This window comes from Aureliella helgolandensis (genome assembly GCF_007752135.1).
Lineage (GTDB): Bacteria > Planctomycetota > Planctomycetia > Pirellulales > Pirellulaceae > Aureliella > Aureliella helgolandensis.
Genome location: NZ_CP036298.1, coordinates 1 through 24,616, shown reverse-complemented (window position 1 = coordinate 24,616; position 24,616 = coordinate 1). Strand labels below are relative to the sequence as shown.

The following is a 24,616-nucleotide window of genomic DNA, read 5'->3' as shown; positions in this document are numbered from 1 at the left end:
CACCGGTGGATGTATCGGTGTTGACCAGGAGCTAGCCAACGGACTGCGGCTGGCGATGGCTCCAAGAACATTACAGTGGGAACAGACAGACTATGGTAGCAGGGCACACCCGCAGCGGACTGACGTTAATCGAATTGGTGACCACTACGGTGATTCTTGCCATAAGCGCCGCCATGGTCGTACCTCGCTGGAGTCGGTCGGTGGAACGAGCCGAGCTGAGCGCCATGCGCAGTGAAATTGAATCAACCATCAACGCCCTCCGACGATCGGCCGTCCGCAGCAGCCAAACGATCCATTTGTCGATTCCCGCCGGTGGACAAACAATTAGCTTGACTCCCCCACAACCCCAGTTGGCTGGTGGGCCCACCGGACTCATCGATTTCTCATCCCAGTATCCCAATATCTCCATCTCGGCCATCGATCTGGATGGGAACCCCGACTGCGACATCAATCTTCAAGGAGATCTCGTTTCCACGTCGAGTTCCGCGCGTCTCAGCGCAGGCCTACTAACCCTCGACGGATACTCCAGAAGCACGACTATCGACCTCTTGGCTGCTCAGGGGACGACCTCCACGCCCACACCGGAAGGACAAAGTGCCGCAGAGGAAGGGGAGGAGGAAGGCGTCGTCGAAGAAGTCGTTGAGGAGGTTGGGGAAGTGGTCGAAGAGGCAGTCGGAGGTGTCACAGGCGGGGCCACGTCGACCGTCGATAGGCTTAACGAAATCATTAAGGGGTTGATCTCATGGTAGGTGTTCGTCGTTCTTGCGGTTTGCAAACGCGGCAACGGCGTGGAATGCAATTGCTAGAAGTGGTAGTTAGTCTAGCATCGGCAGCTATCCTTATGGCGGGAATCTCCTCCTCCATTGTGCTAGCCAATCGCTCGATGGAGATCGCCACCACACGCACTCAACTGGTATCTCGTAATCAAACGGCCCTCGATCGACTCCGCAATGATCTGGCCGAATCCGTTGCAGTGACGGGGCGCTCTTCAGACGCAGTCACGTTTCAAGTCCGCGATCGAGACGGAGACGCTCTACCCGAAACAATTTCTTACGCCTGGGCTGGTGCTGGAGAGCCGCTAGCCATGTCGACCAATGCGGGGCCTTGGCTGGAGGCTTCCGAAGATCTTGACGCATTTGAGTTCGATTGGCACGCGGCCCCATCAGTCGCTTCCGCTACCCCCATAGAATTCGATCCTCCCGGCCAATTCGTCCTGCAGTCGCAGGTTTCCTCGTTTACCGCCTTAAGTGGAAGCCTTTCCATCTCGCTTCCTCCCACGTACCGAGCGGGTGACCTTCTCGTGGCCGCGCTCGCTGTCTCCGGAGATCCGGGAGCAACTTCTTCAACAACGCTGTCTGGCGGGTGGAACTTTGCTGGATACATAAATAGGAGTTCTACCTCGCTAGGAACGATCTACTCCACTGCGCCTGTCGGCAATTCTTTGGTGATTGACTGGCCATCTATCAGAAATGCAACAGTGCTGGTTGCACATTTCAGCAGCCCCACTGGAACCGCTTCGCTAGACAGTTATACGCAAGCAACCGGGAACTCCCCCAATGCCACCGCACCAGAAGGGACTGCTTATCAGAACGATTCGCTCGTTATTCGGGCAATTGCTCGCGATTACACCTCGCAGTCTCGCGACAACGCTACTAACCTGCCTGGACATGTCTGTGTTGGAACGAAATTGCAGCTATTCTTACCTGGAGTGAGCATGGCTTGCCGGAATGCAAACACTGGGGTCGTGCCGGGCGACACTTTACGATTGACGGGCAATGTCAATTACGGATGCGCTACCTTGGTGTTTAGCCCATGAGCAATCGATCGAGATCTTTAACACCTGGAAGCCGCCCTTTCCCTGGAGTGATGTTCCCTTGGAAATCTACGCTGGCTGCAATCTCAGGAGCAGGAGTGCGAGTGCGACTCTATTGGGCTGACGACTCCGGGCAGGCTACTTGGCACGAATCTCTCTGCTGCTCCCTAAAGGGATGCCAGCGGGCCGGTTCTAGCCTCATCGAAGTAACGATCGCCACACTGCTGGTTTCCATCTCGCTGGTGGCCTCACTCAATTCCATGGCCATGGTCGTTCAATCGGTTCACCATGGTTCGGATGCTCAACAAGCAGCCATGTTGGCCCAGTTGTTCCTGTCAGAAATCAGCTCTCTACCCTTTGAAGACACCGTCAATGCTGAAGCCACGCTGGGACGCGAGACTGGCGAATCGTCAACGCGCTCGACCTGGGATGACTGCGACGATTATCAGGGATGGACATCGAGCGACCTCACCATGCTCGACGGCCAACCGATCTCGAACGCCAGCGGCTGGAGTGCCACGGTGACGGTTAATTACTGCAATGAAGCAAACCCCAGCCTGAGCTCTGGAACGCCCACTCTACTGAAACGAATTGCGCTGCAACTAGACAGCCCCGGCGGAACCCCGTTTGCCTTTGAAACGTTGCGCTATGCCAATGGGACTCTGTCGGCTTCGGAAGCCACAGCGAGCACGCTTCTGTCATCGGTGGACTTCGAACTCAAGTCGGACGCGGGCGCCTGGTTCGGTAGTACTCGAATCCACAATCAACAGGAGCTGACACCATGATGCATCGCTCCGGAGCGGTCTACATTGCAGTTTTGATGAGTAGTCTCTTGGTGGCTTCCCTAGCCATGGCTGCGCTGACCATGGCGCATCATCATGCCAGAGAACTTACCAGTGATGCTGATTTCCGCCGCGTTCAACTGGCTGCGGATGCCGGTTTGGAATGGGCTGTATCGTCGATCAACTCCAATGCGAATTGGCGAACGAACCATACCCATAACGTCGATTCAACCGTACAAGTCGTTAATGGCGTTAACCTAACCTACCGCTTGTTGGATGACGACGGCGATCTCGCCGACAACTCCCTCGACCCATGCGATGTGCTGGTCACCGCCAGTCTACGGGAATCCAGTTTTTCCTGGCGGGCCGCCTTGGAGGCGCGTGGGCCGGGAATGAATTGCCTGGACTATAGCGCCACCGCGCGCAACAACATTGAGATCACTGCGGAAGGCGCCTGGTCCACTGATGGTCCAATCGCCAGCACTGGTCTGGTCAGTGTGGATTGGCAGGCTGATGTGACTGCCGAGTGTTTCGCGAGCGGAGGCTATGCGGGACTCATTCACGGAGGCATGAATGGCTTGATTGGTACCCTAGAGCAACCCGATGCTTCTGTACTGGAGCACTACAGCAATATTGCAACGCCCATCGACTCCACGCTGTTGCGATTGTCGGGCAGCTATTGCTATCTGGAAGAACAACTGCTGAGCAATACGCACAACACCATCTCGGGAGAGGTCAACTCCAGTGGCGTCTATTCGATCGATTGTTTAGGTCGCTCCATTGTGGTGACAGACTCGCGAATCGCCGCCACCCTAGTCCTCACCAATGTAGGTGCCGACTGTAGCATTTACGGCTCCGTGCACTGGACTGCCTCGATCTCGAATTATCCAATCCTGCTAACCGACGGCAACATCGACCTGTCTCTAACCGCCACGCCACTGCTTGAATCGACTGTGGGGCTGAATCTCAACCCCAGCGGTATGCCCTACCGAGGTCAAACCGATTCTACGACCACGACGGCCTATCCATCGGAGCTGCGTGGATTGCTCTACGCAGCCGGTCGCGTTTCGTTCGACAACAACGGCTCCAACAACCAATTCTTTGGATCCATAGTGAGCTACGGTATGATTCGTGGCGACGGTGATCTAAGACTGATCTACCGAGACATCTTTGCGCAGGACCCTCCGCCGGGATTTCGAACGTTTGAGGCAGTGCGAATTGGTCGTGGTTCCATTCGGCGCGTGGCAACGCCCTAAACGGGAATGGAGTATTCGCCAACCACGCGTTCTGCATCACCACCGCAGCGCATCGATGGTGGCCTGAACCTTCTTGGGTGAAACGCTCAGCTTCGTACCCAATTGCTGTGCAAATACGGAGACACGCAATTCCTCAATCATCCAACGCAATTCGTCCAAGCGTTCGGAATTTTCGAGGTATTGTGCCGCGTCACTCTTGCGCAACTCTCGGCATTGCTCCACTGCTTTCTCGATCGGCGCGTTGGCCGATCGGTCCTTGGCGACGCCCCCTTTAGTCAGTTTCTCAAGTCGCATGCCCGCAGCTTGCAGGTAGCGAGGGTACTCCGCCAACTGTTGCCACGGTGTTACCACGAGGAAATCCTCACAGAAACGCTCTGCATTCTGGGTCTGCAAATCGGCCAATACCTCTTGCCACATGCTGGGTGCTTTCTCCAGCTTGAGACGCAGCGCATGCACTTGCTCCGCCAGCTTGGGGAGCCAGGCCGCAACCTCTTGAGTGGCGATGGAAATCTGCACGCTAGCCCGAGCGTTTAGCGCGTCCAATTCATACGACTTGCGAACAAGTGGCTGCCCCTCGATCAACGCAATGCGAATGATCAAATCTTGGAGTTGACGTCCCAAATCTTTGGAGGCGATCAAGTGCCCCAATCGCACACTGCACTCACTGAACTTGGGGAGGTTCGCCACTTGAGAGCGCAGCGATCGGTGGTGCTTGATCGCCAACAATCGCATCATCCCGCGCCGCGAAAGTCGCTCCGCTTCCTGTTGGGTGTCGGCTAACCGCATTTCCACGCGTTCACCGAGATCCACTAGGGCAGGGAAGGCCGCGACGATCAAACCTCCACGCCGAATCGCGACCTGCTCAGGTAGCTGGTCAAAATCATTGGGGGTGACCGGTCGATCGGTCCAATCTCCCACCGAGGATGACTCTTTTTGCGACTGACCACCGCCCTTGGTCTTTGAACCCGCGACTCCACCCCGGTGGTCTCGACCTGAGTTGCTTACTTGGTGGGCGATCTCTGGGGGAGAGTATTCGGCGAGCAGGCGTGGAATATTGCGACCACTGTCGACCAAAGTTCCCGCATCGTCGACGACGCGAACTTGCATTCGCAAATGGTTCGGCAATTTCTGCATATCAAAACAAGATGCGGTGACGCGCTCGCCCGAGTACTGCGACATCACCTCGCACAGCGCCTGGGAAAACGCTTTTTCATGCGATACTTGACTCAGCTCTGCCGCCAGTACTTTGGCCACATCCGGCGCCGGCACGAAATTCGTTCGTAGCGATTTGGGGAGCGAACGGATTAGGTGCAGGACCTTTTCCTCCAGCAACCCAGGCACCAGCCACCCCAACGCCTCGTCGCTGATCTGCCGCAATGCGGCTTGAGGCACCGTTACCGTCACGCCATCGGCCTCATGCCCAGGCTCGAAATGATATTCCAGTGGCAGGGTGGTCAATCCGAGTTGAATCGTATTTGGGAATCCTTGCTCTAAAGCAGGGGCTTCGACTTGGTTGGCCAGTAGATCTTCCGGTTGCATCCACAGCGCCTGCACCGCGGGCTGTCCAGCTTCGGATTGAATCCAGGCCCGCAGACTTGGCAGGTCAAAGACATTTTCGGGAATGCGTCTATTGTAAAAATTGGCCAGGTGGTAGCGATCGAGGATGTAGTCGCGCGAGCGGGTGCGTTGCGCCAACTCATGCATGTCTTCCAACATCTCCGCGTTGTGCGTGTAGAACGGTTCATTGCATCTCCAATCGCCTTCGACCAAACCATGCTCGATCATCAAGTCGCGCGCACCGCTGCGATCGATGGGGGCCAGTTGTACGCGGCGGGCCGCGATGATTGGCAAACCGTAGAGCGTGCTCTTGCGGTAGACCATGGCGGCCCCCGTCTTGCTACTCCAATGCGGATCACTGTAGGAGTGTTTCAACAGGGAGCCGGCGGCCTTTTCAATCCACTCGACGTCCACTTCAGCCACCGTCCGGCCATAGCGTTTGGCTGTCTCTACGATCTCGCCGACCATGATCCACTGCGGCCTGCGCTTGAATAGTCCGGAGCCTGGCCATAGTGAAATTCCCAGACCGCCGGCCGCCTTGTACTCGTAGCGGTCGCCTCGCTGTGCAACCCCGCTCAACAATCCTGCTAGCAGCGCCTGGTGGATGGCTTCGTAACCCGGCGGACGGACTAGCTTTTTGGTTTGCGATTTGTTGGCACCGACACCACGTTTCTGCTTACCGTGCCCCCGCTGATCCTGCTCTTCGATTTCCAATAATTCCTGGTCGATCTTGGGCAACCGGAACTTGCGCGCACCTGTTTTGATACCTGCATCGGCCAAGATATCTTTCAACTGGCGAACGATTTCCGACCACTCGCGACAGCCTTGCAATGACAAGAATTTTTGGTTCAGGGCGCGTTGCAGACGCGAGCGTCCTAGGTCCGAGCGTAGGTGCTCGTAAAAATCCCAAATCCGCAGGTAGCTCAAGAAATCACTATGGGGGTCTGCAAACTCCGCATGCGCCTCATCGGCCTGAGGCCGCTGTCCGGCGGGACGTTGCCGCACGTCTTGCCCCTCGATGGCCGCCGCGATGATCACCACCTCCGCCAAACAATCCCGCTGATGGGCTTCCAACAGCATCCGGCCCACTCGAGGTTCACAGGGAAGTCGCCCCAGCTGCTTTCCGATCGCGGTTAACTCACTGCGCTCGTCGATTGCGTTCAATTCCCGCAACGTCCGATTCGCATCGCGGAGTGCTTCCGTACTGGGCGGATCAAGCAACGGAAATTCTTCCAGGGGTCCCAGTCGCAGAGTCTTGCTCTGCAGTAGGACGCTAGCCAAATCGCTACGGCGAATCTCTGGGGTCGTGAAACGTGGGCGAGATTGGTAGTCGGATTCCGAGAAAAGGCGGATGCATATACCGGGTCCGAGGCGGCCACAGCGACCGGAACGCTGATTCGCGGATGCTTGGGACACGCCTTCAATCGGTAGGCGTTGCACTTTGCTGCGCGGCGCGTAGCGCGATATACGCACCAGTCCCGTGTCAATCACATAGTGGATGCCGGGAACCGTTAGCGAGGACTCTGCCACGTTGGTAGACAGAATAATACGCCGCCCAGCATGCCCTGCAAAAATTCGGTTTTGCTCGGCTTGGCTGAGTCGCGCGTATAGCGGCAGAATTTCGGTCTGCCCACCCAGGCGTGTGAAATGACCACGCAGATGCTTGGCAGCCAAGCGAATATCGCGTTCGGTGGGCAGGAACACGAGTACGTCGCCAGGTCCCTCCCCCAGCAGTTCATCGGCAGCATCGGCGATCGCCACCAATTGCTGCTCCTCGTCGGGTTCTCCCCGCTCCTCATCAGCCAGCACCGGGCGATAACGCATTTCAACCGGATAGGTCCGTCCCGAGACCTCGACGATCGGCGCGGGGCCTTGCGCGTCCGCGAAGTGTTCTGCAAATCGTTGAGGATCAATCGTGGCGGAGGTAATGATCAACTTGAGATCGGGCCTGCGCGCTGACAGCTGACGCAAATAGCCCAGCAGAAAATCGATGTTCAGTGATCGCTCGTGGGCTTCGTCGATGATCAGTGCGTCGTATTGCTCCAGATATCGATCGCTTTGCGTTTCCGCCAGTAGGACCCCGTCGGTCATGAGCTTGACCAGCGTTTCCCCTTGAGTGGTATCGGTGAAGCGTATCTTGAAGCCCACCAACTCGCCAACGCGGCTCCCCAATTCTTCGGCAAGGCGGCTCGATACGGCGCGGGCCGCCAATCGACGTGGTTGCGTGTGACCAATAGTACCGCGAATCCCCAAGCCCGCTTCGAGACAGAGTTTGGGCAACTGCGTACTCTTGCCGGACCCCGTTTCGCCACAAACGACGATCGTCTGCCGCGTTTTTAGCAGCTCGATAATCTCCTCGCGATGCGCGGTAATGGGTAGTTCGGGGTCAAATGTCAGTGCGGGTAAACTGGCCTCCCGGCGGGCGCGACGCTCCGCCGAGGCAATTGCCCGAGCTTGCCACTTTTCCTGCGCTGCGGTCGCATCCCTTTCGCGCCCCGCTTGCAATCGCTCCCACGCCTTGCGCAATCGAAATTGATCCGCCAACATAACCTGCTCAAGTACCGCAGGCATCTCCAAGGGTCTTCCCGACATACTGCTCAACGATCTTTGGTGACAACTGGCAATTGCAACTTGCCTGCAGGTGGCTGCGTGGCGACATTTTCTGGATCCACCCAGTTTTCGGCTTTGAAGTGTTGAGTGTACGTCCCGAAATCGTTGAAGGCGATCCACTTGGCGAAGCGGACAGCCCAACTTCGTTCCGGAATTTCGCCGCCGGGTACATACTGAGAGCGACGCGGAACCGTCGCCTCCAGTTCCGCGATCGACGTCTTCCGCTGAGTGGTATCGCGAGCGTTGTGCTTCTTAGCCAATTCCACCAACAGATCGGGACGCTCCAACACGACGCAGCCCCGCGTGTGCTCGGCCGCCAACTCTCGAAAATCCCTCAAGAACTCACTGTTGTTGAACGTCTCTTTCAACGGCCGCTCGTCATAGATGCTCTCGGTGGCCAATTGAATAATCGGGCAGGGTTCAATGTCCCCCGCTGGCCCAACATGGTGCGTGAATCCCGTCGCAGCCGGACAAAGGGCCTGTCCTGCGCCATCGTGATAAGCGTCAATCACAACGATCGGCTTGGTGGCTCGCGTGTCGACCACGAATTGCCGCACCCGCCGCAATTGCTCCGGATTTAACGCCAATTCAGGCATAGGCTCGGGCCCCATCGGTCGATAGACATGGAACCAGCAATACATCACCCCCATTTCGATGAGCGCGTCCACCCACCGTTGGTGCAATAGATCATCAATGTTCGTACGGCAGATGCTGGTGCACACGCCGGTCAGAACTTTGTTGTTGAGGCAGTTTTGAATACCCTGCATCGTCTGGTTAAGCACGTCTGCCCGCCCGCGTCGTTCGTCGCTCACGATCTCCGAGCCCTCGACGCTAATCAGCGGCGTGACATTGCCCATTTTCCGAAGTCGTTTGGCGACTTCGTCGGTAATAAAATGCCCGTTGGTAAAGACTTGGAAGTAAGCGTCGGGCTGACCTTCCAGGAAGTCGAGCAGCTCTTTGTGGAGAAAAGGTTCACCCCCCAAAATGCCGAAAAACGCGTTTCCCATCGCCTTGGCTTCATTAACGGTGCGATTCAGCGCGGCGATATCAATCTTGGTCTGCTTGGCCGACACGTCGACCCAGCAACCTTGGCAGCGAAGATTGCAGCTATTGATAATCGAGATATAGAGAAATGGAGGGAAAAACTCACCTTTTTTGAGTCTCTTTTTGTGCTTTTGGACACTCCGCAGCCCCTTCCATCCAGCTTGGTAGACTGCCTTCCAAAGTAGGCGTTTGTCGGTCTCCCAGGCTAGCCGCTTTGCCATCCGAAGGTACATGTTACGTTTACTTTCCTTGTTTTTCCAACAATTGAGTTTTCTAACAATGGGCAACTGCAGAACCGCCACAATCAGCCGAGGTGCGCCGCGTACAACCGAGACCCTGATTCATTATAGCTGCAACGCGACAAACCGAGGACCTCTTGTTCACCCCGCCCAGGGGCAAGCGTTGCTTGAGAGTTCGGTACTGTTTTTGCTGCGAGCCTGCGGGGCTCTCCCCCCAAAGTGTTATGACTGTTCAGCGATCACTCACTGCCAACCGGACAAACGAAGTTGAATGGCCCGAGTTTTGTGATGAGCTGTCGAGAGTACGCTTCAATTGATCAACGTGTTCGAGGTCTTGAAAATGGCAAGTGTAGAGTCTCTTCAGTTGGATCCAAGCTGTTTGATGGACAGTTGCGAATCGTGGCGGGAGTATTTTCAACGCGACGGGAAGCTGGGGCACATCCTTCGAGTCAATCACCGCTACCATCAGGCCGCGGGCCAGGTCGACGCTCCGAGGTTGGTAGAACTACGACTCCTGCGATCGCTTTTCGCCAAGCAAGTCATGGCGTTCCTGCTTGAGAGCGAAGCTAGCAAATTGCATTCGACGGCCGAGTATCGAAGCCTGCTGCGACTCATTCCGCATGTCAAATCACTGATTCCCGACTGGGGTGTAAAGACTCTGCAGGAGAACCAGACCCGTTGGGGAACTCGGCAGACTGCCGTGGAATTGGCCGCCACTCTGGCGGAGTACGCGGCGTATGCCCCAATCCTGCACGCTACAGTGGCGCGTTTGGACCCCAGCGGTAAGGCGTGCCGGTTGCTTGGCCCGCCGCCCATTGGGCGGATGCGTCCCAGCCGCGGCACGAGCCGACTCGATCCGATCTCCTGGTTGCAGAATCCGGCCATGGGACAGGTTCAGTTCGTGGATGGGGATCCAGATCACATCCGAATTCGGGGTGTAGAGCTCCGCTCGGGAGATATTGGCATCTTCGAATTGAATCATCCGGGGGACGGGATTTTTGACAGCTTTCTGACACAGCCTGGCCTCGCTCCCCACGCCATGCTCTACGTCAGCCGACGCGTCGCATCGCCCGGCCGGGCGCAGCCCTTGATCCAGCCCTCACTCATTGAAATCTACGAAGGGGGATGGCGTAGCGTGCCGATCACGACCGGCCTGAACCCGAATTTCAGTTGGTATTCCGAATGGGTCCGACCGACAGACTTGCCCGCCGATGTCGGTCCTCGGCTGAGCCGGCAACTCGACGAACTAGAAACCATTGCGTTCGACTTCCAGTCGCGACGCATTCCGCGTGGCGGTCGCTTTCCGGACAGCTGGGGACAGCCCAGCGCCAGTTGCACCAATCTGATTCGCATTCCTTTTGAGCGAGCCGGGATCGAATTGCCCTATCCGACCACCGAAATTGCTCCCGGAGCCAAGCGGAATTTGGACGCTTTGGGGCTGGGGTGTCTGGACACGATTCATACACCCACGAATATATTGAACGACTCCAATTTTCAAAAGATTGGAATCGTCGACAATGGCTTTCCCGAAATGGCTTATGCTCAAGCATTAGTTCTGGGGCGTCCTCAGATTCTCGGAACCTTTGGTGGAAATTTCTGCCAACGCCCACTGAAATTGGTAAATTTGCCAAATTGGAAGAGTATTGGGCGCTGGAAGAGCGCGCGAGCAGCCATGCTAGTAGGAATCGGACAGTCCAATTCCCTCCTTGGGAGCGTTTCCCGTTTTGCGGCGGGTTACACCGCGGAGGAGATCCCACGCACCGCTTCTCCAACCACCATCGCATTTTACTTGCGATCCGATATGGAAGCTGGGCACCTGATCAAGAGCTTGGTCGCGCCCCAACTTCTGCGTTGGTTTGAAGATCGCGATCCGATGCGCCTATCAGCCCTGCAAACCTCACCCCTATTTTCTGACTTGATTTCCACTGGACTGGCAGGAAGCGCCCTTGAAAAAGAGGGCTGGTACGGGCCGCCCCCGTGTTTGACTCCCTAAATGTCCCACACGTTTTCATAGCGAGAGTGATCTGTTCCCGTGAGCCGCATGCGTCATCAACAACTACTCGAAGCTGCTCAGACCGGCGACGCCGAAGCGCTGGGCGAATTGTTGGAGGACTATCGCGCCTATTTGAGCGTCCTGGCGTCGCGATACCTCGACAGCCGATTGCGAGGCCGCTTGGATCCTGCCGATGTCGTGCAGATCACTTTTCTCGAAGCCCAGCGCGATCTCCCAAACTTTCGTGGCCAGCACATCGAAGAGCTGTTAGGTTGGCTGCGGCACATCCTCCGCAACAATGTCTCCTCGGCGCACCAGAGACATCTCTACACCCAGAAGCGATCGGCGGGCCGCGAGGTCTCCAACAATCCGACCGATAGTCGTCCCGCGTTCACCGATCTGGCCCCCGCCGAAACCACCTCTCCCAGCCAACGGATGATGCGGGATGAAGCTGGCGTTTATCTCGCCAACTGCCTAGAACAGCTTCCCGAAACTCAACGCGAAGCACTCCGCTTGCGATACGTCGAAGGCCAGTCCCTGAAGCAAATCGCCGAGGCGATGGACAAGTCTGAGATGGCGGTGGCTGGCTTGCTCAAACGCGGCCTAGCCGCCCTCCGCCAGCAAATGTTGACCGACAGCTCCTCAGGAACGCAGCCCTAGGCTCTCTTCCACCCCATGCTGGGTCTGGCTTCACCTCGATTCCATATTCGGGTTGCATGCTTGTGTGTCCCTAACCGTGGAACCGTGCTATCGCTGCTGGCAGGTTGAACTAGTCACCATTCGATTGGAACAACATCCCCGTGTACTAGCGGAACCCGAATGCTAGCAGAACTTGTGGCGTTGAGTGGAGAATCTTGAGTGATCGTGCAAGCTCTTCACCAAGAATCCCCGTGCCCCAGCGAGTACTACAGCGAGCGAAGGTTGACGTTGGACGAAGCACTCGCCGTTCGCGTTGCAGAGTTTCCGCAGGTAAAATCAGGAAGGGCACTTCCCTGCATTGAAAGGACGCACGTTGAAATCCGAAAGCATGACGACTCTACCAACCCTGCTGAAACTGCAGCACGTGCACCGTAGATTCACGATGGGCCAAGTCTCAGTTCATGTACTAAAGGGGATCGATCTGGAGATACGACAGGGGGAGTGCTTGGCAATTGTCGGTCCAAGTGGCTCCGGAAAGTCGACGATCCTGAATTTGGTCGGTGGGCTCGACCAGCCCTCCGAGGGCACAGTGCTCTACCAAGAGCTCAACCTCTCCACCGCCAATCGCAAGATGTTGACGAAGTACCGCCGCGATGAAGTTGGGTTCGTATTCCAGTTCTACAACTTGGTCCCGAACCTCACGGCGTTGGAAAACGTGCTGGTCACGACCGAAATTTCGGCCAACCCCATGGATGCCAGCGAAGCCCTCGAGCTCGTCGGTCTGACCGATCGCTCCGACCACTTTCCCGCTCAGCTTTCTGGGGGTGAACAGCAACGGGTCGCCATTGCGCGAGCGATTGCCAAACGCCCTAAGCTTCTCCTGTGCGATGAACCGACCGGAGCTCTCGATTTCGAGACCGGCAAAACCGTGCTCCGCTTGTTGATCGACTTGAATGAAAAAATGGGAACCACGCTGGTAATCATCACTCACAACGCGGCGTTGGCGGCAGTGGCCCATCGAGTAGTGCACTTGCGTTCGGGAGAAGTCCAAGATGTCGTCGTCAATGCACACCGTCGGCCTCCGGAAGAGGTTCAGTGGTGAGTGTTCTACACACCAAATTGCTCCGCGACTTCTATCGCACCAAGGGCCTGATGCTGGCGATTGCCAGCATTATTGCAATAGGCATCATGACGCTTGTCACGATGCAATCTGCCTTCCTCAATTTAACCTATGCCAAGCACAGCTATTACCAGCAGTGTCGGATGGCCGATTTTTGGATCACGGTCAAAAAAGTCCCCTCGGTCGAAGTCCCTCAACTTGCTCGCGTGGACGGAGTCTCTGAAATCCAGTCCCGCATTCAATTCTCAGCAACCGTTGACCTAGAAAACTCCCCGCAAACGATCAATGGCCTGGTCGTCTCCCTTCCTGATCGTCGCGCCCCGATTCTGAATGATATCGTTATTCGCCAGGGTGATTATTTCACCGACGAATTGGCCAATCAGGTTATCGTGAATGAGAAATTTGCTCGGGAACACAATTTGTACCCCGGCCAGACGATCCATTTGCTGCTCAATAAGCGCCGGCAAGCACTCACCATCGTGGGTACTGCGATCAGCAGTGAGTTCACGTACCTGTTGGGACCAGGCTCCATCATGCCCGACCCCAAGCAATTTGGCGTCTTTTACGTCAAGCAGACGTTTGCTGAGGATGTCTTCAATTTCCAGGACGCTGCAAACCAAATCGTGGGGCGTTTCTCACCCAATTCTGGCCTCTCACCGCTGACCATCCTGCAGCAGCTCGAGAGTCGACTTGACGATTTTGGAGTCGCTGCCTCCTCACCGCTCAAGGAGCAAATTTCCAATCAGTTCGTGATGAGTGAGATCGATGGCTTAGGCTCAATGGCCAAGATCCTGCCGGCTGTCTTTCTGGTCGTCGCCTCTCTGATTCTAAACGTTCTAATGACGCGTCTTTCCCAGCAGCAACGCACTGTAATCGGCACGCTCAAGGCGCTGGGTTACAGCCACTCTCAGGTCTTCTTTCATTTCCTTCAACTGGGACTGTTTGTCGGTGTCTTGGGAGGTATCGCAGGAGCCTCACTGGGATACCTGGCTTCGTTTGGGATGACGACCGCTTATCGCGAGATCTATGAATTCCCAGATCTACGCAGTGGGTTTCATTGGCCGGTGATGTTGTTGGGAATTCTTGTCAGTATTCTTTGTTCCGTATCAGGAAGTCTGCTGGGAGCCCGATCCGCCCTGCAGCTTCAGCCTGCCGCCGCTATGCGACCAGCCGCCCCACGCTCTGGAGGCCGCATTTTGCTGGAGCGACTGACCTGGCTCTGGAGCTCGCTGACTGCCGCTTGGCGAATCACCCTCCGAAGCGTCCTGCGCAATCGCATTCGCTCGTCTGTAGGAGTTTTCGCTTCTGCCATGGGTGGCGGCCTGCTGGTGGGCGGCCTGATGATGATGAAAGCCCAAGATTTTCTGGTCGAGTTTCAGTACGACAAGATTGCTCGCAGCGACATTGATTTAGTACTGGCCAAGGAAACCTCGATCGACGTTCTGCATGAGATAGCCGCGTTCCCCGCTGTGGACCTGGTCGAACCGCGTCTGGATGTCCCCTGCACCCTGTACCATGGTCCCTACCACGACAAGACATCCATCACCGGGCTGCGTTCCCAGCCCACCCTGACCGTTCCTTACGATCGAATGGGGAATCCCATACGGATCCCGGACCATGGCATCGTGCTCGGGAAAACGATGGCTGAGAAACTGCATGCCACCTTAGGCGATTCGCTAACCATGATCCCCAGTCAGGGCGACAAGCGACCAGTCGACGTCGTGGTTTCCCAAATCTCGGACGGATACTTTGGTGTTTCCTCCTATGCGAATTTAGAATTCCTAAGTCGCTTGATCGGGGAAACTCGGGTGGTCAATAGCGTTCAACTGAAGGTCAACCGCGATCTCGGTGAGACGGCCGCCCTCCACTTGGAACTGAAGCGGATTCCCGGCATCACTTCGGTGCGAGACCAAGGAAAGATTGAATCCACCCTCCGAGACCTCGTGCTGCAAGTCCAAGCAATTTTCATCACCGCCCTGATCGGCTTTGCGGGTGCCATCTTCTTTGGAAGCCTCCTCAACGCCTCGATGATCAACCTGGCAGAGCGCAGTCAAGAGGTCGCCACCCTCCTGGCCATTGGCTACGGGCCCTTCCAAGTTGGTGCAATGTTCTTGCGTGAAAGTTTGCTCATCAACCTCCTCGGATCGCTGCTGGGAATACCGGCCGGCTATGGCCTGACGTGGTTCACGGCGGAAAGCATGAAAAACGACTTGGTCCGATTACCAGTACTCATCAACTGGAATATCGTGGTCATTGAACTGGGCACGGCCCTGGCGTTTGGGCTGCTCGCGCACTGCATTGTGCAGTGGCGGATTGCTCGACTGAATATTCTCGATGCCCTTAAAGTCAAAGAATAGAGAGAGACTCCTCCCATGCCTGACAAGGAACTCTAGCGATGCCTCGACTCGTCCTGTGGCTACTGATAGCCACGATCGCCATCGGAATTCTCGTCGCCACGCTCATCGCCTCGGGCGGGAGTCCAGTGCAAATTGCCATTGCTGAGCAGTCCGACATCCGAGAGTCGGTGGACCAGGAGGCGCAAACCCGCCTCCCACGCACGCACCGCATCACGATGCCCTTCGCCTCCCGACTCAATGAAATTGAGCTCGTCGAGGGGCAAGCCGTTGAGCAAGGGGAGGTGGTTTGCCAGGTCGTGATGCGCGATCTAGACAATGAACTGGCTGAGGCTCAAGCCGCCGTCGATCGCTTGTCGCGCTCCATTGATGAGAGTCAAGACGTCTCCGTGGAGCAGAGTACGCATGCACAAGCCCTCAGTTTCGTCGAATCGATGGTCAATACCGTGGCCGCTGCCGACGCCCGCGCCGAAGCCGGTAAAGCTCAACTTAAATTCGCCACCGAACGCTTGGAGCGAATTCGTCAACTCGGCTCCAGCGGTGCGACTTCTCAGGATGAGATCGATCGCGCACAGCTGGAATACGAACAAAGCTTGAGCAGCTTCCGACAAGATAGTCTTACCTCCGAGGCAGTACGGTCGATCGAAGCAGCTACCAAACTCCTACCACGCATGGTTCAAGATTTCATCAGTCGCAAAGAGCTTGGAACCAAGGTACTTCTCAAGCAAAAGGATGAGGCCGAAGCTCGATTGCGGCAAATAGAACTGCGGAAACAACGCGGCACGATGACCAGTCCCATTCAAGGCGTGGTCCTGTCGAGGGCCATTAAAAACGAGCAATTCGTACAAGCTGGAACCGAGCTGCTAACACTCGGTGATCTAAGCTTGATCGAACTCGAATCGGAAGTCCTCAGCCAAGATGCCGTGCGGATTCGCGTCGGTCAAGAGGCGCGCGTCTATGGCGTTGCGCTTGCCTTGCCCATGGAATCCGGACTCTCCGCCCGCGTATCGCGGATCTTTCCGGCTGGGTTTACGAAGGTTAGCTCGCTGGGTGTTGAACAGCAGCGGGTCAAAGTGGTGATCGAACTGGACGAAGCGGCTCAAGATTTTCTGCTGGAGCATCAAGTCGGTATCGACTATCAATTGCGAGCTCGAATCTTTACTGCCACCGCCATCGATGCGATTGTCCTACCACGTTCCTGCATTTTCCGTGGACCTACGAATCAGTGGCAAGTCTTCGTTGTCGAGGGCCATCGCGCCCAACTGCGGAACGTCGAGGTGGGGATCATGAACGACGATCAAGTCCAGATCACCGATGGCCTAGCACTCGGTGCAGCCGTTATCGCTGCTCCGGAAAACAGCATTATGCATGGTACCAAAGTCCGCCCCATTTCCCCCTAGCATCCTACGGAAATGGCGAGTCGGTAATGGCGAGTCGAATCTTTCGGTTGGGATTGACTTCCTCGCCATCATTTTCAGCTGCGCAGGCTGGAAGTCTTTCCACTGATGTTTTTCGCGCAATGCCGCGTGTTGGCACCAATTCTATTGCCTTCGCCCAATCCCGATTCCACCGTGGGCGCGGTTCAAGTAAACGCGTCAGCGCGATATTGTCAGGCGTCGTGTTTCGATCAAGTGCCTGTGGGGATGTACTCTGGGCGCACTTCGCTCGAACAACGCAAGCAACCCTCTCTTCGAGAATTATGGCTAAATCGCCATAAACTTTCTGCGGGATAGTCGGACGCCGAGCGACGGAAAGAGTTGCTTCATCGTGACGCTATCCCTTTGGATTTTTAACACTTGGAGGAGAGTTTCCCACTTGAGTGCGAATCGAGTCGCTTAGGAACGCGTCTGGGTTGGGGAGCGTAGGGTTGATGGACCACTTTGATAGCGAGTGGTATGCAGCATGCGTAAGTCTCCCGACTTGCCCCGTATTGCTCAAATCCCATCGGAAACTCTTCGCTTCACTCGGTAACCAAAGTCCTGATGCAACGTCTGCTTTATAGATTCCGCAGTCAAGCATCGCTATTAATTCCCACGGCTCGTCTTCTGCTAGCCTTACATATTTCTGGCGTCTGGGTAGGACTCCTCTCTCTACGTCAACCCAAAAGAGGTGTCGCCATTGAATGCTAGAAGACGTTTTATCAATGACTTCCACGAGTGTTAACGTTCTGCCATTCAGATCCTTCGTACCAGCAATCACGGCATCCTTACTCTGTAGAAATGTCGGAATACTTACTCCGTCCAAATACCCTACGATCTCAGTCGGATTTAATTGCAAATGGCAAGCTCCCGCGTCACCCTCGCGGATGACCTTATTAGTCGAAGCATCGAGTAAGGCGAATTTTCCAGTAGCTGGAGGTATGAACGTCGAAATGAGAGTAGTCTTTTCGCTTCGAGGATTGTTTCGAACCCATCGCTCGGAAGACTTGCCGCTGTATAGCCAACTGCCTTGACTGTCGACCCACCAAGTGCATGAAACGGACTGTCGACAATAATGCCAAGCCGCATTAGCGTCCATGCTCGCCTTTAAATCCCTTTTTCCGGTGCTTTGACATGATACACTCAACGTGTTGATGACTGATTCGGTACGTCTCAAGATCTCGACAATCTCAGCTACGGTGAGCTCTTCCGCCTCGCCGTTGGGCGGCAACTGCACTGCGGAAGCATTGGCGTCGAATGCCAAACAGGCCGCCGAGTTCCAACACAACGCACATGTGATCACAAAGTGGGTCAAAGATAGTAAAGTCGTTTTCATAGCATGTTCCTCACAAGGACGCTGAGTCGGACAAATTTGGGAGCCTCTCATTATTCGCATGCCAAGGTGATGCGAGCATGATGTCCGGATACAAAGCGTTACGCGATCGCTCTGCCGTTGTTGACGTTGGAGGCCACCACTTCAAATCCCGCGATGTCATCACACTGTTGCCACTACGAACTGATACTAGCAACTAATACGTGCTCGTGCTCGACTCGAGAGCTACTGATCCTGCGGATGGATGGCCTCACCATAGCTTCAGCCGGGAACGCTTCCCAAGCCTTCATCGTGTCGGGATCGACCATGGAGCAGCTCCTTTTCATTGCCAACTCCTGCTCCTCTCGGTACCCCCGGTTCTTCGCTAATCGCAGGGGGCATGGTCCCAACCAGCTTAAATGGGCTTTGAGTCTAGATCCAATTTCGACTGGTGGTCGATTTCATACCTTTATTGGGTTTGGTGGAAAATTTGTTTCGGAGGTTTAGTGCTGAAGGCTTTGTCGAGCAGGTCACTTCGATTCCTGTCACGTTGCGCCCAAACGATTCCAGTTTGTATACTACTTCTCTTCGCCAATCTATTGCCCCCAACTGACTCGATCAACACTTGGCTGATTCCATGAATCCCCCCCTCGAAGAACCGACTAGAAAGAGACTCCTCTCCCTAGATGCCATGCGTGGCTTGACGATGGCGTCGATGATCCTTGTCAACAATCCTGGGAGTTGGTCGCATATTTACCCTCCCTTGGAACATGCTGTGTGGCACGGTTGGACTCCGACCGACCTCATTTTTCCATTCTTCCTCTTCATGGTCGGCGTAGCCATGCCATTCTCTTTTGAAAAGAGATTGAGCGCAGGAGGTCGGGCCGGCCTGATGATGAAAGTTATTCAACGCACCCTAATTTTGATTCTGTTGGGGTTGTTCTTAGGAGTCTTTCCGGAAGTCCTGTGGCGTCCCGGGGTTGTTCTCGAAGCCCGCTGGCCGGGAGTACTGCAACGCATTGCGATTGGCTACTTCTTTACCAGTCTAGCGGTGATGTTCCTACCGAACCTGGGGCGGTGGGCCGTGGCAACGTGCTTGTTGGTCGTCTATTCCGCCCTGATGTGGTTCTATCCCGTTCCCGAATACGGCCCAGGTGTGTTCGAAGTGACCGGAAATTTCTGCTGGTGGCTCGACAATCAGCTATTATTCGGACACACCTGGAAGGGAGCTCCGGCGGAAGGGTTTGATCCAGAAGGTGTGTGGAGTACTTTGCCAGCGATCACTACTTGCCTATTGGGTTATTTTACCGGTCAGCAATTGCGCAGAGAAAGCGACAACGGTGAATCCGACAAATGGCAGATGCTGACGCGTCTCTTTGTAGCAGCCAATATCTGTCTCGTACTCGCCTATGGGGTCAGCCTCAGCATGCCCATCAATAAGCAGTTGTGGACGACCAGTTTCGTCTTCCTCACCGCTGGACTTGCGATCCACCTCTTGGGAGTGCTCTACTACTTCATCGATCTTCGAGAGTATCGCCGAGGTTTGCTGCCCATGCTCGTGTTTGGCAGCAATGCCATTTTCGCTTATGTCTTATCGAGCTTGGTAGGTGATTTGATCTCCACCATCCCGGTCGGTGGACAGAGTCTTAAGGCTTGGCTCTACACCTATCTTTCCTCGAATTGGCTCTCACCCAACAATGCTTCATTGGTCATGGCGATCATGTTCGTACTGGTATGCTTTACCGTAACTTACATGCTGCACATTCGAAGAATTTTCATCCGCATCTAGTTGCACCTAGAATATTGAAGTGTTTCTTAGCCGTTTACGACCTTCCTTATCCATCAACAATTCCAATCGTTGCTTCGGGTTGCAGTTTAGATTGAAGTCGCTGACAACCGTGAACGATTGCGAAGTATCCAGGCGGACATTTGACAGGAAGATGAATTGTTCTGGCAATCTTCCTGCCAACAACACTCTCTGATTCACCAGACTCGCCCCAAGCCAAACTCAACGCCGAGCAGTAATGCCAAGCAAGCTCACCACTGCGAAGTACTTCATCGGTTCATTCCCAACCTTCTTTCTCCATCAGGCAGCCTCTACCGTTGCTTCGGGTTTAAGGTTCAGTCGCTGTCAACCGTGAACGGGTACGCTTGTTGCCTTAGCGCACGCTATGATCGTATCCCGGCTGGTGACTGCGGAATCCATGACTCCTGCCTAGATGATGTCGATTTCGCACTGGCATTGGAAATGACTTTACACCTGCAACTTCATACCGCATTGTTGATGTAAGACAATTCTGGGTTTGGCCGCGGTGGTAGTGCGCGCTGTTGCGTTGGAGCTACGACCACCCGTCCTTGCTTACGCGGCGGGTTACGATTTCAACAGGCCGTCTCGCGGAGGGGTGCGATTTTGACCAGTCACTTCACTACTTGTTCCGCTCACCGGGCGGGGGAAAGCTCTACTCTCACTGTCCCAAGACGTAGGCAAAGATGAGCGGGGCGACGATCGTTGCGTCACTTTGGATCATGAACTTGGGGCTCTCTTTGCTGAGTTTTGTCCAAGTGATCTTTTCGTTGGGTACCGCTCCTGAGTATCCACCGTAACTCGTTACTGCGTCGCTAATCTGTGCAAAGTAAGACCATAGATTGGCATCCTCTCGCAAATCTTGGATGAGCATCGGTACGGCACATATGGCAAAGTCGCCGGCGATACCACCTCCTATTTGAAAGAAGCCTATGGGAGCTGCCTGACTTTCTTTTCGATACCAATTGGTGAGCAACTCAAGTTGCGCAGTACCGCTCTTGAGCGCCGCATGGCTCTTGACCGTTCCGTCCATAACGCGAGCGGTGAACATATTCCCCAGCGTACTGTCCTCGGCACCGGGCGATACGATCGGCAACCCTTTTTCTTTGGCTGCGTAGACCCAACTGTTCTCGATGGGTACTTGGTAGTGCTGCTTCAAATCGGCCTCATCCAAGACTCGATAGAAATACTCGTAGGGAAACATCCCTTCTCCCTTTTCGCCTTGCTCTACCCAATAGGTAGTCAAGCGTGATTCCATGTGCCGCATGACGGTTTCTGGAATACAAGTGTCGGTCACGCGATTGAAACCATTGGCTTGCAAGTCGACTTCATCTTGGGCGCTGAGCGCTCGCCAATCCTCGATGACTTTGTATTCATTGTGGGCGAAGAGATTGAACAAGTCCTCTTCCAGGTTGGCGGCCGTGCAACTGATCGCGTGAACCTTGTCCTGACGAATCATTTCCGCCAGTGAGATTCCCAGTTCCGCCGTACTCATTGCTCCGGCTAGGGAGACAAGCATCTTGCCTCCTTCATCGATAAATTTCCGGTACGACTTGGCTGCAGCCAAAGTTTCTCGGGCATTGAAGTGTCGGTAATGCTTTTCCATAAACGCCGATACACTCATGATCTTCACTCTCTCTCTGTTGCGTTAGTTTCTCGATGTGGGACTCTTAGGCCACTGCCTAGCGTTCGACCAGCTTGAATTTCGACCAGCTTGAATATTGGAGATTAGGGACGAGGCGCGGGCAGGATGGAACTCGCTAGTCCCCAAGCGGAATTGGCCTAACCATCCAAGGCCATTGGCATGACCACATAGGCATAGCCATCGTCGGTGGTCATGAGTGCCGGTTGCGTTCCAGAGGCTACATCCAATTTGAACTTCGCGTCAGGTGGTAGCACCTTCAGGAAATCTCCCACGAAACGATAGTCGAGTTTCAACTTGATCGATTCGCCATCGTAATCGATCGGCAACTCAACTCGACTTTGTCCCAGGTCAGCGGTTTTGGCGGTCAGCACCAGTGTGCCATTGCCAAATTCCATATCAAGTCCCCGCGTTTCTTGGTCGGCCACAATGGCTGCTTGACGAATCACATTGAAGAACGGTCCGACTGTCATGTCGATGATTGCCGAACCCTCACGACTGGGGATCACTTGCCGCCAATTGGGATAACGGCCTTCGACCAGCCGAGAATAGATGGTGCAACGCGTCGTTCGAAGCAAGACATCGTTGTTGCGAGCGGCGATATGCACCACGTCCTCCTTGTCACCGATGGCGCGTTCCATCAGTGTCAGAGAGCGGGTTGGGATGATCGTAGAATTACCACTCGTAGCGTGATCGCCGACACTTTTCCCTGCGCCAATCATCCGGGCCAGCCGCCGTCCATCGGTGCCGACTGCCAAGACATCTTCGCCACTCATTTCCAGCAAGACTCCTCCTAGCGCAAATCGAGAACTATCCGCATCAGTGGCAAAGGCGGTGCGTTTAACCATCTCCCGGAACAAGCGAGCTGGCAGCTCGTGATAGGCCTCTTCCTCAAAACCGGCAACAGTCGGAAATTCGTCTGGGTTCGAGCTCGGTAAATTGAATTCGGAGTGAGTTCCCTTAATCACGGTGGCGGAACCGTCCGATTCGATACTGAGTCGTTCGTCGCTACTTTCGCGGAGGATCATACCGACTCGGGCTACATGCAAGAGCGCCTTGCCCGCCGTCTCAACTTCAACCCCATCAATTTCGATGCGAATACCGGTTTCCATGTCGGTCGCCATGAGGGTGACATGCTCATCCGATGCCTCGATTTTGACATTTTGAAGGATTTCCTTGGGGCTACGAGCCAATGCCACGCTACCAGCCAATTGGAAGGCGTTGGCTAGTTTTTCCCGATCGCACGATATCTTCATCGCCAACCCAACTCTCTAGTAGTAAATGCATGCTTGCAGATGCGGAAAAGTGAGGTTACCACGATACCAACCTGCAGAAAAGCTTTGAAAGAATTGTTTTACAGTCAGATGTCGTGGAGGCAATCCCACCCGACTTCACAAAGCCGTTGTGGGTCCTGCTCTGTGAGTTGGTGACATTCTTCTCTAATAGATATTTAATATAGTCGTAGTAGTAAGAGGGCTCGAGATCGAGTTTTCCACACGGCTGTCTCATGCGGTAACTCGTTATCGGTAATCGACTTAAGTAGCGAAAGCAACCCTGTACTGACAGGGGATAACTTTGCGAAACTGCGTCGAAGATCGTTCACCAAGTGTCTACAAAAGCCGGTTTAGCAACAGGGCTTCTCCAAGAGCGCTGGGACCGAGGTTTTCAGCAACATCTTCCGTCCGACTTTAGACAACTTTTCCACTACGAGAATAGCGTGGAATGGGCGATCGGATTTTAACGACTAGGGGTGCAGGGCGGACACCGCTTGCTCGCCGTGGTGCCCAGGAGAATTGAAGGCATGCCCAGCACTAGCATGAGTGGTAGCGGACGAAGAGGCATTGGAGAAACACTTTTAAGAGCGAGCTGGCCACGAAGAAGCCACCGGTTAGTGCCACACCGCTCCGAAGATCAGAGTTTTAGAGCAAGCACTTAGGCCGTCGCCATTTCCAAATCGGCTTGAATATCACGGATGAGGTTCGCTAACTCAGGGTCGCTCTCAATCAGGTTTTCGACCTTCCTGCTAGCGTGCAAGACGGTGGAATGGTCGCGGCCACCGAAGAATTGGCCAATCTGTTGTAGGCTGGCCGGGGTCAGCTTTCGGGCAAGGTGGATCGCCAAGCCGCGAGCACGGACAATATTTGCATCGCGGGTCGCACCACGCATCTCAGTCAAACGCACGCGCAATCGCCTAGCAACCACCTTGGCAATACTCGGTAGGGTAGGGGTGTCGCTCTCCATGTGCTGCAAGGCTAGTTGCTTGACGGCTGAGCAGTTGACGGAACCTGATGCCGATTTGGTTTGGTGAGCTAAGAGCACGATATTGCGGAGATCTAAGGTTGTGAGGGGCCGACTATCGAACAAATTGCAGAGCCGCAGTATGTCTTGTTCGTCGAGTTTGGGATCGATGGTCCTCGCCAATTGCAGAGCGATGTCGCTGACGGTAGCTCCCGTAGGACGCTGCAATTGCAGTGAAAACCCACCCGTCAACCGACTGCTTAGCGTTGAGGAAAGCTGGGGGATGGTCGAGGGGAGTCGTTGTGAGCTCAGAATCACCGGTCGTTCCGCCAAAGCAAGCTGATCGAGGGTGTGCACCAACTCCTCTTGGGCTGCGGGGGCAGTGGCAATGGGATCCAAGTCATCGATCACCAGCAACTGGCAATCCCGCGTGCGCGTGCGGAAGGAATCGGTATCAGATATTTCGAGTGCAGCCGTAAAGTCCTGAGAGAACGAGCGGCCGGTAGTGAAACTGAGGGGACGCCGAGCGCAGATGCGTGACCAGGTTACCGCCAGCGTAATGGCCAAGGCTGTTTTTCCCACAAACCGGTCGCCATACAGCACGATAGGGGACAAAGCGGCCAGATTTTCGATGACCGGTTCCGAGAAAAGATAGCGCAAACCCTCGTTTTCGGAGCCGACGTGATATTCCGGCAATAGCCAACCGTTTTGGGCGAGGCTAGGTAGGAACTTGCGCACGGACGCGGGACGTTCGAGCGAGATTTTGGTTACACGACTCGTTTGATCTACGATCAC

Annotated in this window: 16 protein-coding genes; 10 read left to right on the top strand and 6 right to left on the bottom strand. The window is 55.0% G+C overall.

Annotated elements, in window-relative coordinates; genetic code table 11:
• Nucleotides 1-92: 92 nt before the first annotated feature.
• Genes Q31a_RS00085 through Q31a_RS00070 form a run of 4 tightly spaced genes read left to right on the top strand, consistent with a single transcriptional unit; the run spans nt 93 to nt 3,851 of the window.
• Nucleotides 93-749, top strand: a complete 657-nt coding sequence (locus Q31a_RS00085) for a pilus assembly FimT family protein (protein WP_145072375.1) — start codon at nt 93-95, stop codon at nt 747-749.
• Nucleotides 743-1,816 (top strand): PulJ/GspJ family protein, encoded by a 1,074-nt coding sequence (locus tag Q31a_RS00080; protein ID WP_145072373.1) that lies wholly within the window; start codon nt 743-745, stop codon nt 1,814-1,816. The genes Q31a_RS00085 and Q31a_RS00080 overlap by 7 nt, the downstream gene beginning before the upstream one ends.
• Entirely contained in the window at nt 1,813-2,598 is a 786-nt protein-coding gene (locus tag Q31a_RS00075; RefSeq protein WP_145072371.1) for a type IV pilus modification PilV family protein, read from the top strand. Before Q31a_RS00080 ends, Q31a_RS00075 begins: the two co-directional genes overlap by 4 nt.
• On the top strand, nt 2,595-3,851 hold the full coding sequence (locus Q31a_RS00070; RefSeq protein ID WP_145072369.1) for a hypothetical protein: 1,257 nt from the start codon (nt 2,595-2,597) through the stop codon (nt 3,849-3,851). Before Q31a_RS00075 ends, Q31a_RS00070 begins: the two co-directional genes overlap by 4 nt.
• 36 nt (nt 3,852-3,887) lie before the next feature.
• Here the strand turns inward: Q31a_RS00070 and hrpA are convergent, their stop codons facing one another.
• Complete coding sequence (gene hrpA / locus Q31a_RS00065; RefSeq protein WP_145072367.1) at nt 3,888-8,000, bottom strand: ATP-dependent RNA helicase HrpA; 4,113 nt, start codon at nt 7,998-8,000, stop codon at nt 3,888-3,890.
• Nucleotides 8,001-8,005: 5 nt separating this feature from the next.
• Nucleotides 8,006-9,283, bottom strand: coding sequence for a radical SAM protein (locus Q31a_RS00060; protein WP_145072365.1), 1,278 nt, complete (start codon nt 9,281-9,283; stop codon nt 8,006-8,008).
• A gap of 358 nt (nt 9,284-9,641) precedes the next feature.
• Between Q31a_RS00060 and Q31a_RS00055 the strand changes: the two genes are divergently transcribed.
• The 5 genes from Q31a_RS00055 to Q31a_RS00035 all read left to right on the top strand — a co-directional run bounded on the left by Q31a_RS00055 (nt 9,642) and on the right by Q31a_RS00035 (nt 16,807).
• Nucleotides 9,642-11,294, top strand: coding sequence for a hypothetical protein (locus Q31a_RS00055; protein ID WP_231691003.1), 1,653 nt, complete (start codon nt 9,642-9,644; stop codon nt 11,292-11,294).
• A 48-nt stretch (nt 11,295-11,342) separates the two neighbouring features.
• Nucleotides 11,343-11,954, top strand: a complete 612-nt coding sequence (locus Q31a_RS00050; protein WP_145072361.1) for a sigma-70 family RNA polymerase sigma factor — start codon at nt 11,343-11,345, stop codon at nt 11,952-11,954.
• A gap of 367 nt (nt 11,955-12,321) precedes the next feature.
• The gene (locus Q31a_RS00045) at nt 12,322-13,035 is read left to right on the top strand and encodes an ABC transporter ATP-binding protein (RefSeq protein WP_145072359.1); all 714 of its coding nucleotides are present in this window, start codon (nt 12,322-12,324) and stop codon (nt 13,033-13,035) included.
• The gene (locus Q31a_RS00040; RefSeq protein ID WP_145072357.1) at nt 13,032-15,410 is read left to right on the top strand and encodes an ABC transporter permease; all 2,379 of its coding nucleotides are present in this window, start codon (nt 13,032-13,034) and stop codon (nt 15,408-15,410) included. Before Q31a_RS00045 ends, Q31a_RS00040 begins: the two co-directional genes overlap by 4 nt.
• Nucleotides 15,411-15,448: 38 nt before the next feature.
• Complete coding sequence (locus Q31a_RS00035; RefSeq protein WP_145072355.1) at nt 15,449-16,807, top strand: efflux RND transporter periplasmic adaptor subunit; 1,359 nt, start codon at nt 15,449-15,451, stop codon at nt 16,805-16,807.
• Nucleotides 16,808-17,180: 373 nt separating this feature from the next.
• Here Q31a_RS00035 and Q31a_RS00030 read toward each other — a convergent pair whose 3' ends face one another.
• Nucleotides 17,181-18,161, bottom strand: a complete 981-nt coding sequence (locus Q31a_RS00030; protein WP_145072353.1) for a hypothetical protein — start codon at nt 18,159-18,161, stop codon at nt 17,181-17,183.
• 613 nt (nt 18,162-18,774) lie between these two features.
• Between Q31a_RS00030 and Q31a_RS00025 the strand changes: the two genes are divergently transcribed.
• Nucleotides 18,775-19,926 (top strand): acyltransferase family protein, encoded by a 1,152-nt coding sequence (locus Q31a_RS00025; protein WP_145072351.1) that lies wholly within the window; start codon nt 18,775-18,777, stop codon nt 19,924-19,926.
• A 676-nt stretch (nt 19,927-20,602) separates the two neighbouring features.
• Here Q31a_RS00025 and Q31a_RS00020 read toward each other — a convergent pair.
• The 3 genes from Q31a_RS00020 to Q31a_RS29830 form a co-directional block, all read right to left on the bottom strand.
• Nucleotides 20,603-21,565, bottom strand: coding sequence for a deoxyhypusine synthase family protein (locus tag Q31a_RS00020; protein ID WP_197355956.1), 963 nt, complete (start codon nt 21,563-21,565; stop codon nt 20,603-20,605).
• Nucleotides 21,566-21,723: 158 nt separating this feature from the next.
• On the bottom strand, nt 21,724-22,839 hold the full coding sequence (dnaN, locus tag Q31a_RS00015; RefSeq protein ID WP_145072349.1) for a DNA polymerase III subunit beta: 1,116 nt from the start codon (nt 22,837-22,839) through the stop codon (nt 21,724-21,726).
• 676 nt (nt 22,840-23,515) lie between these two features.
• Nucleotides 23,516-24,616, bottom strand: a complete 1,101-nt coding sequence (locus tag Q31a_RS29830) for a helix-turn-helix domain-containing protein (protein ID WP_197355954.1) — start codon at nt 24,614-24,616, stop codon at nt 23,516-23,518.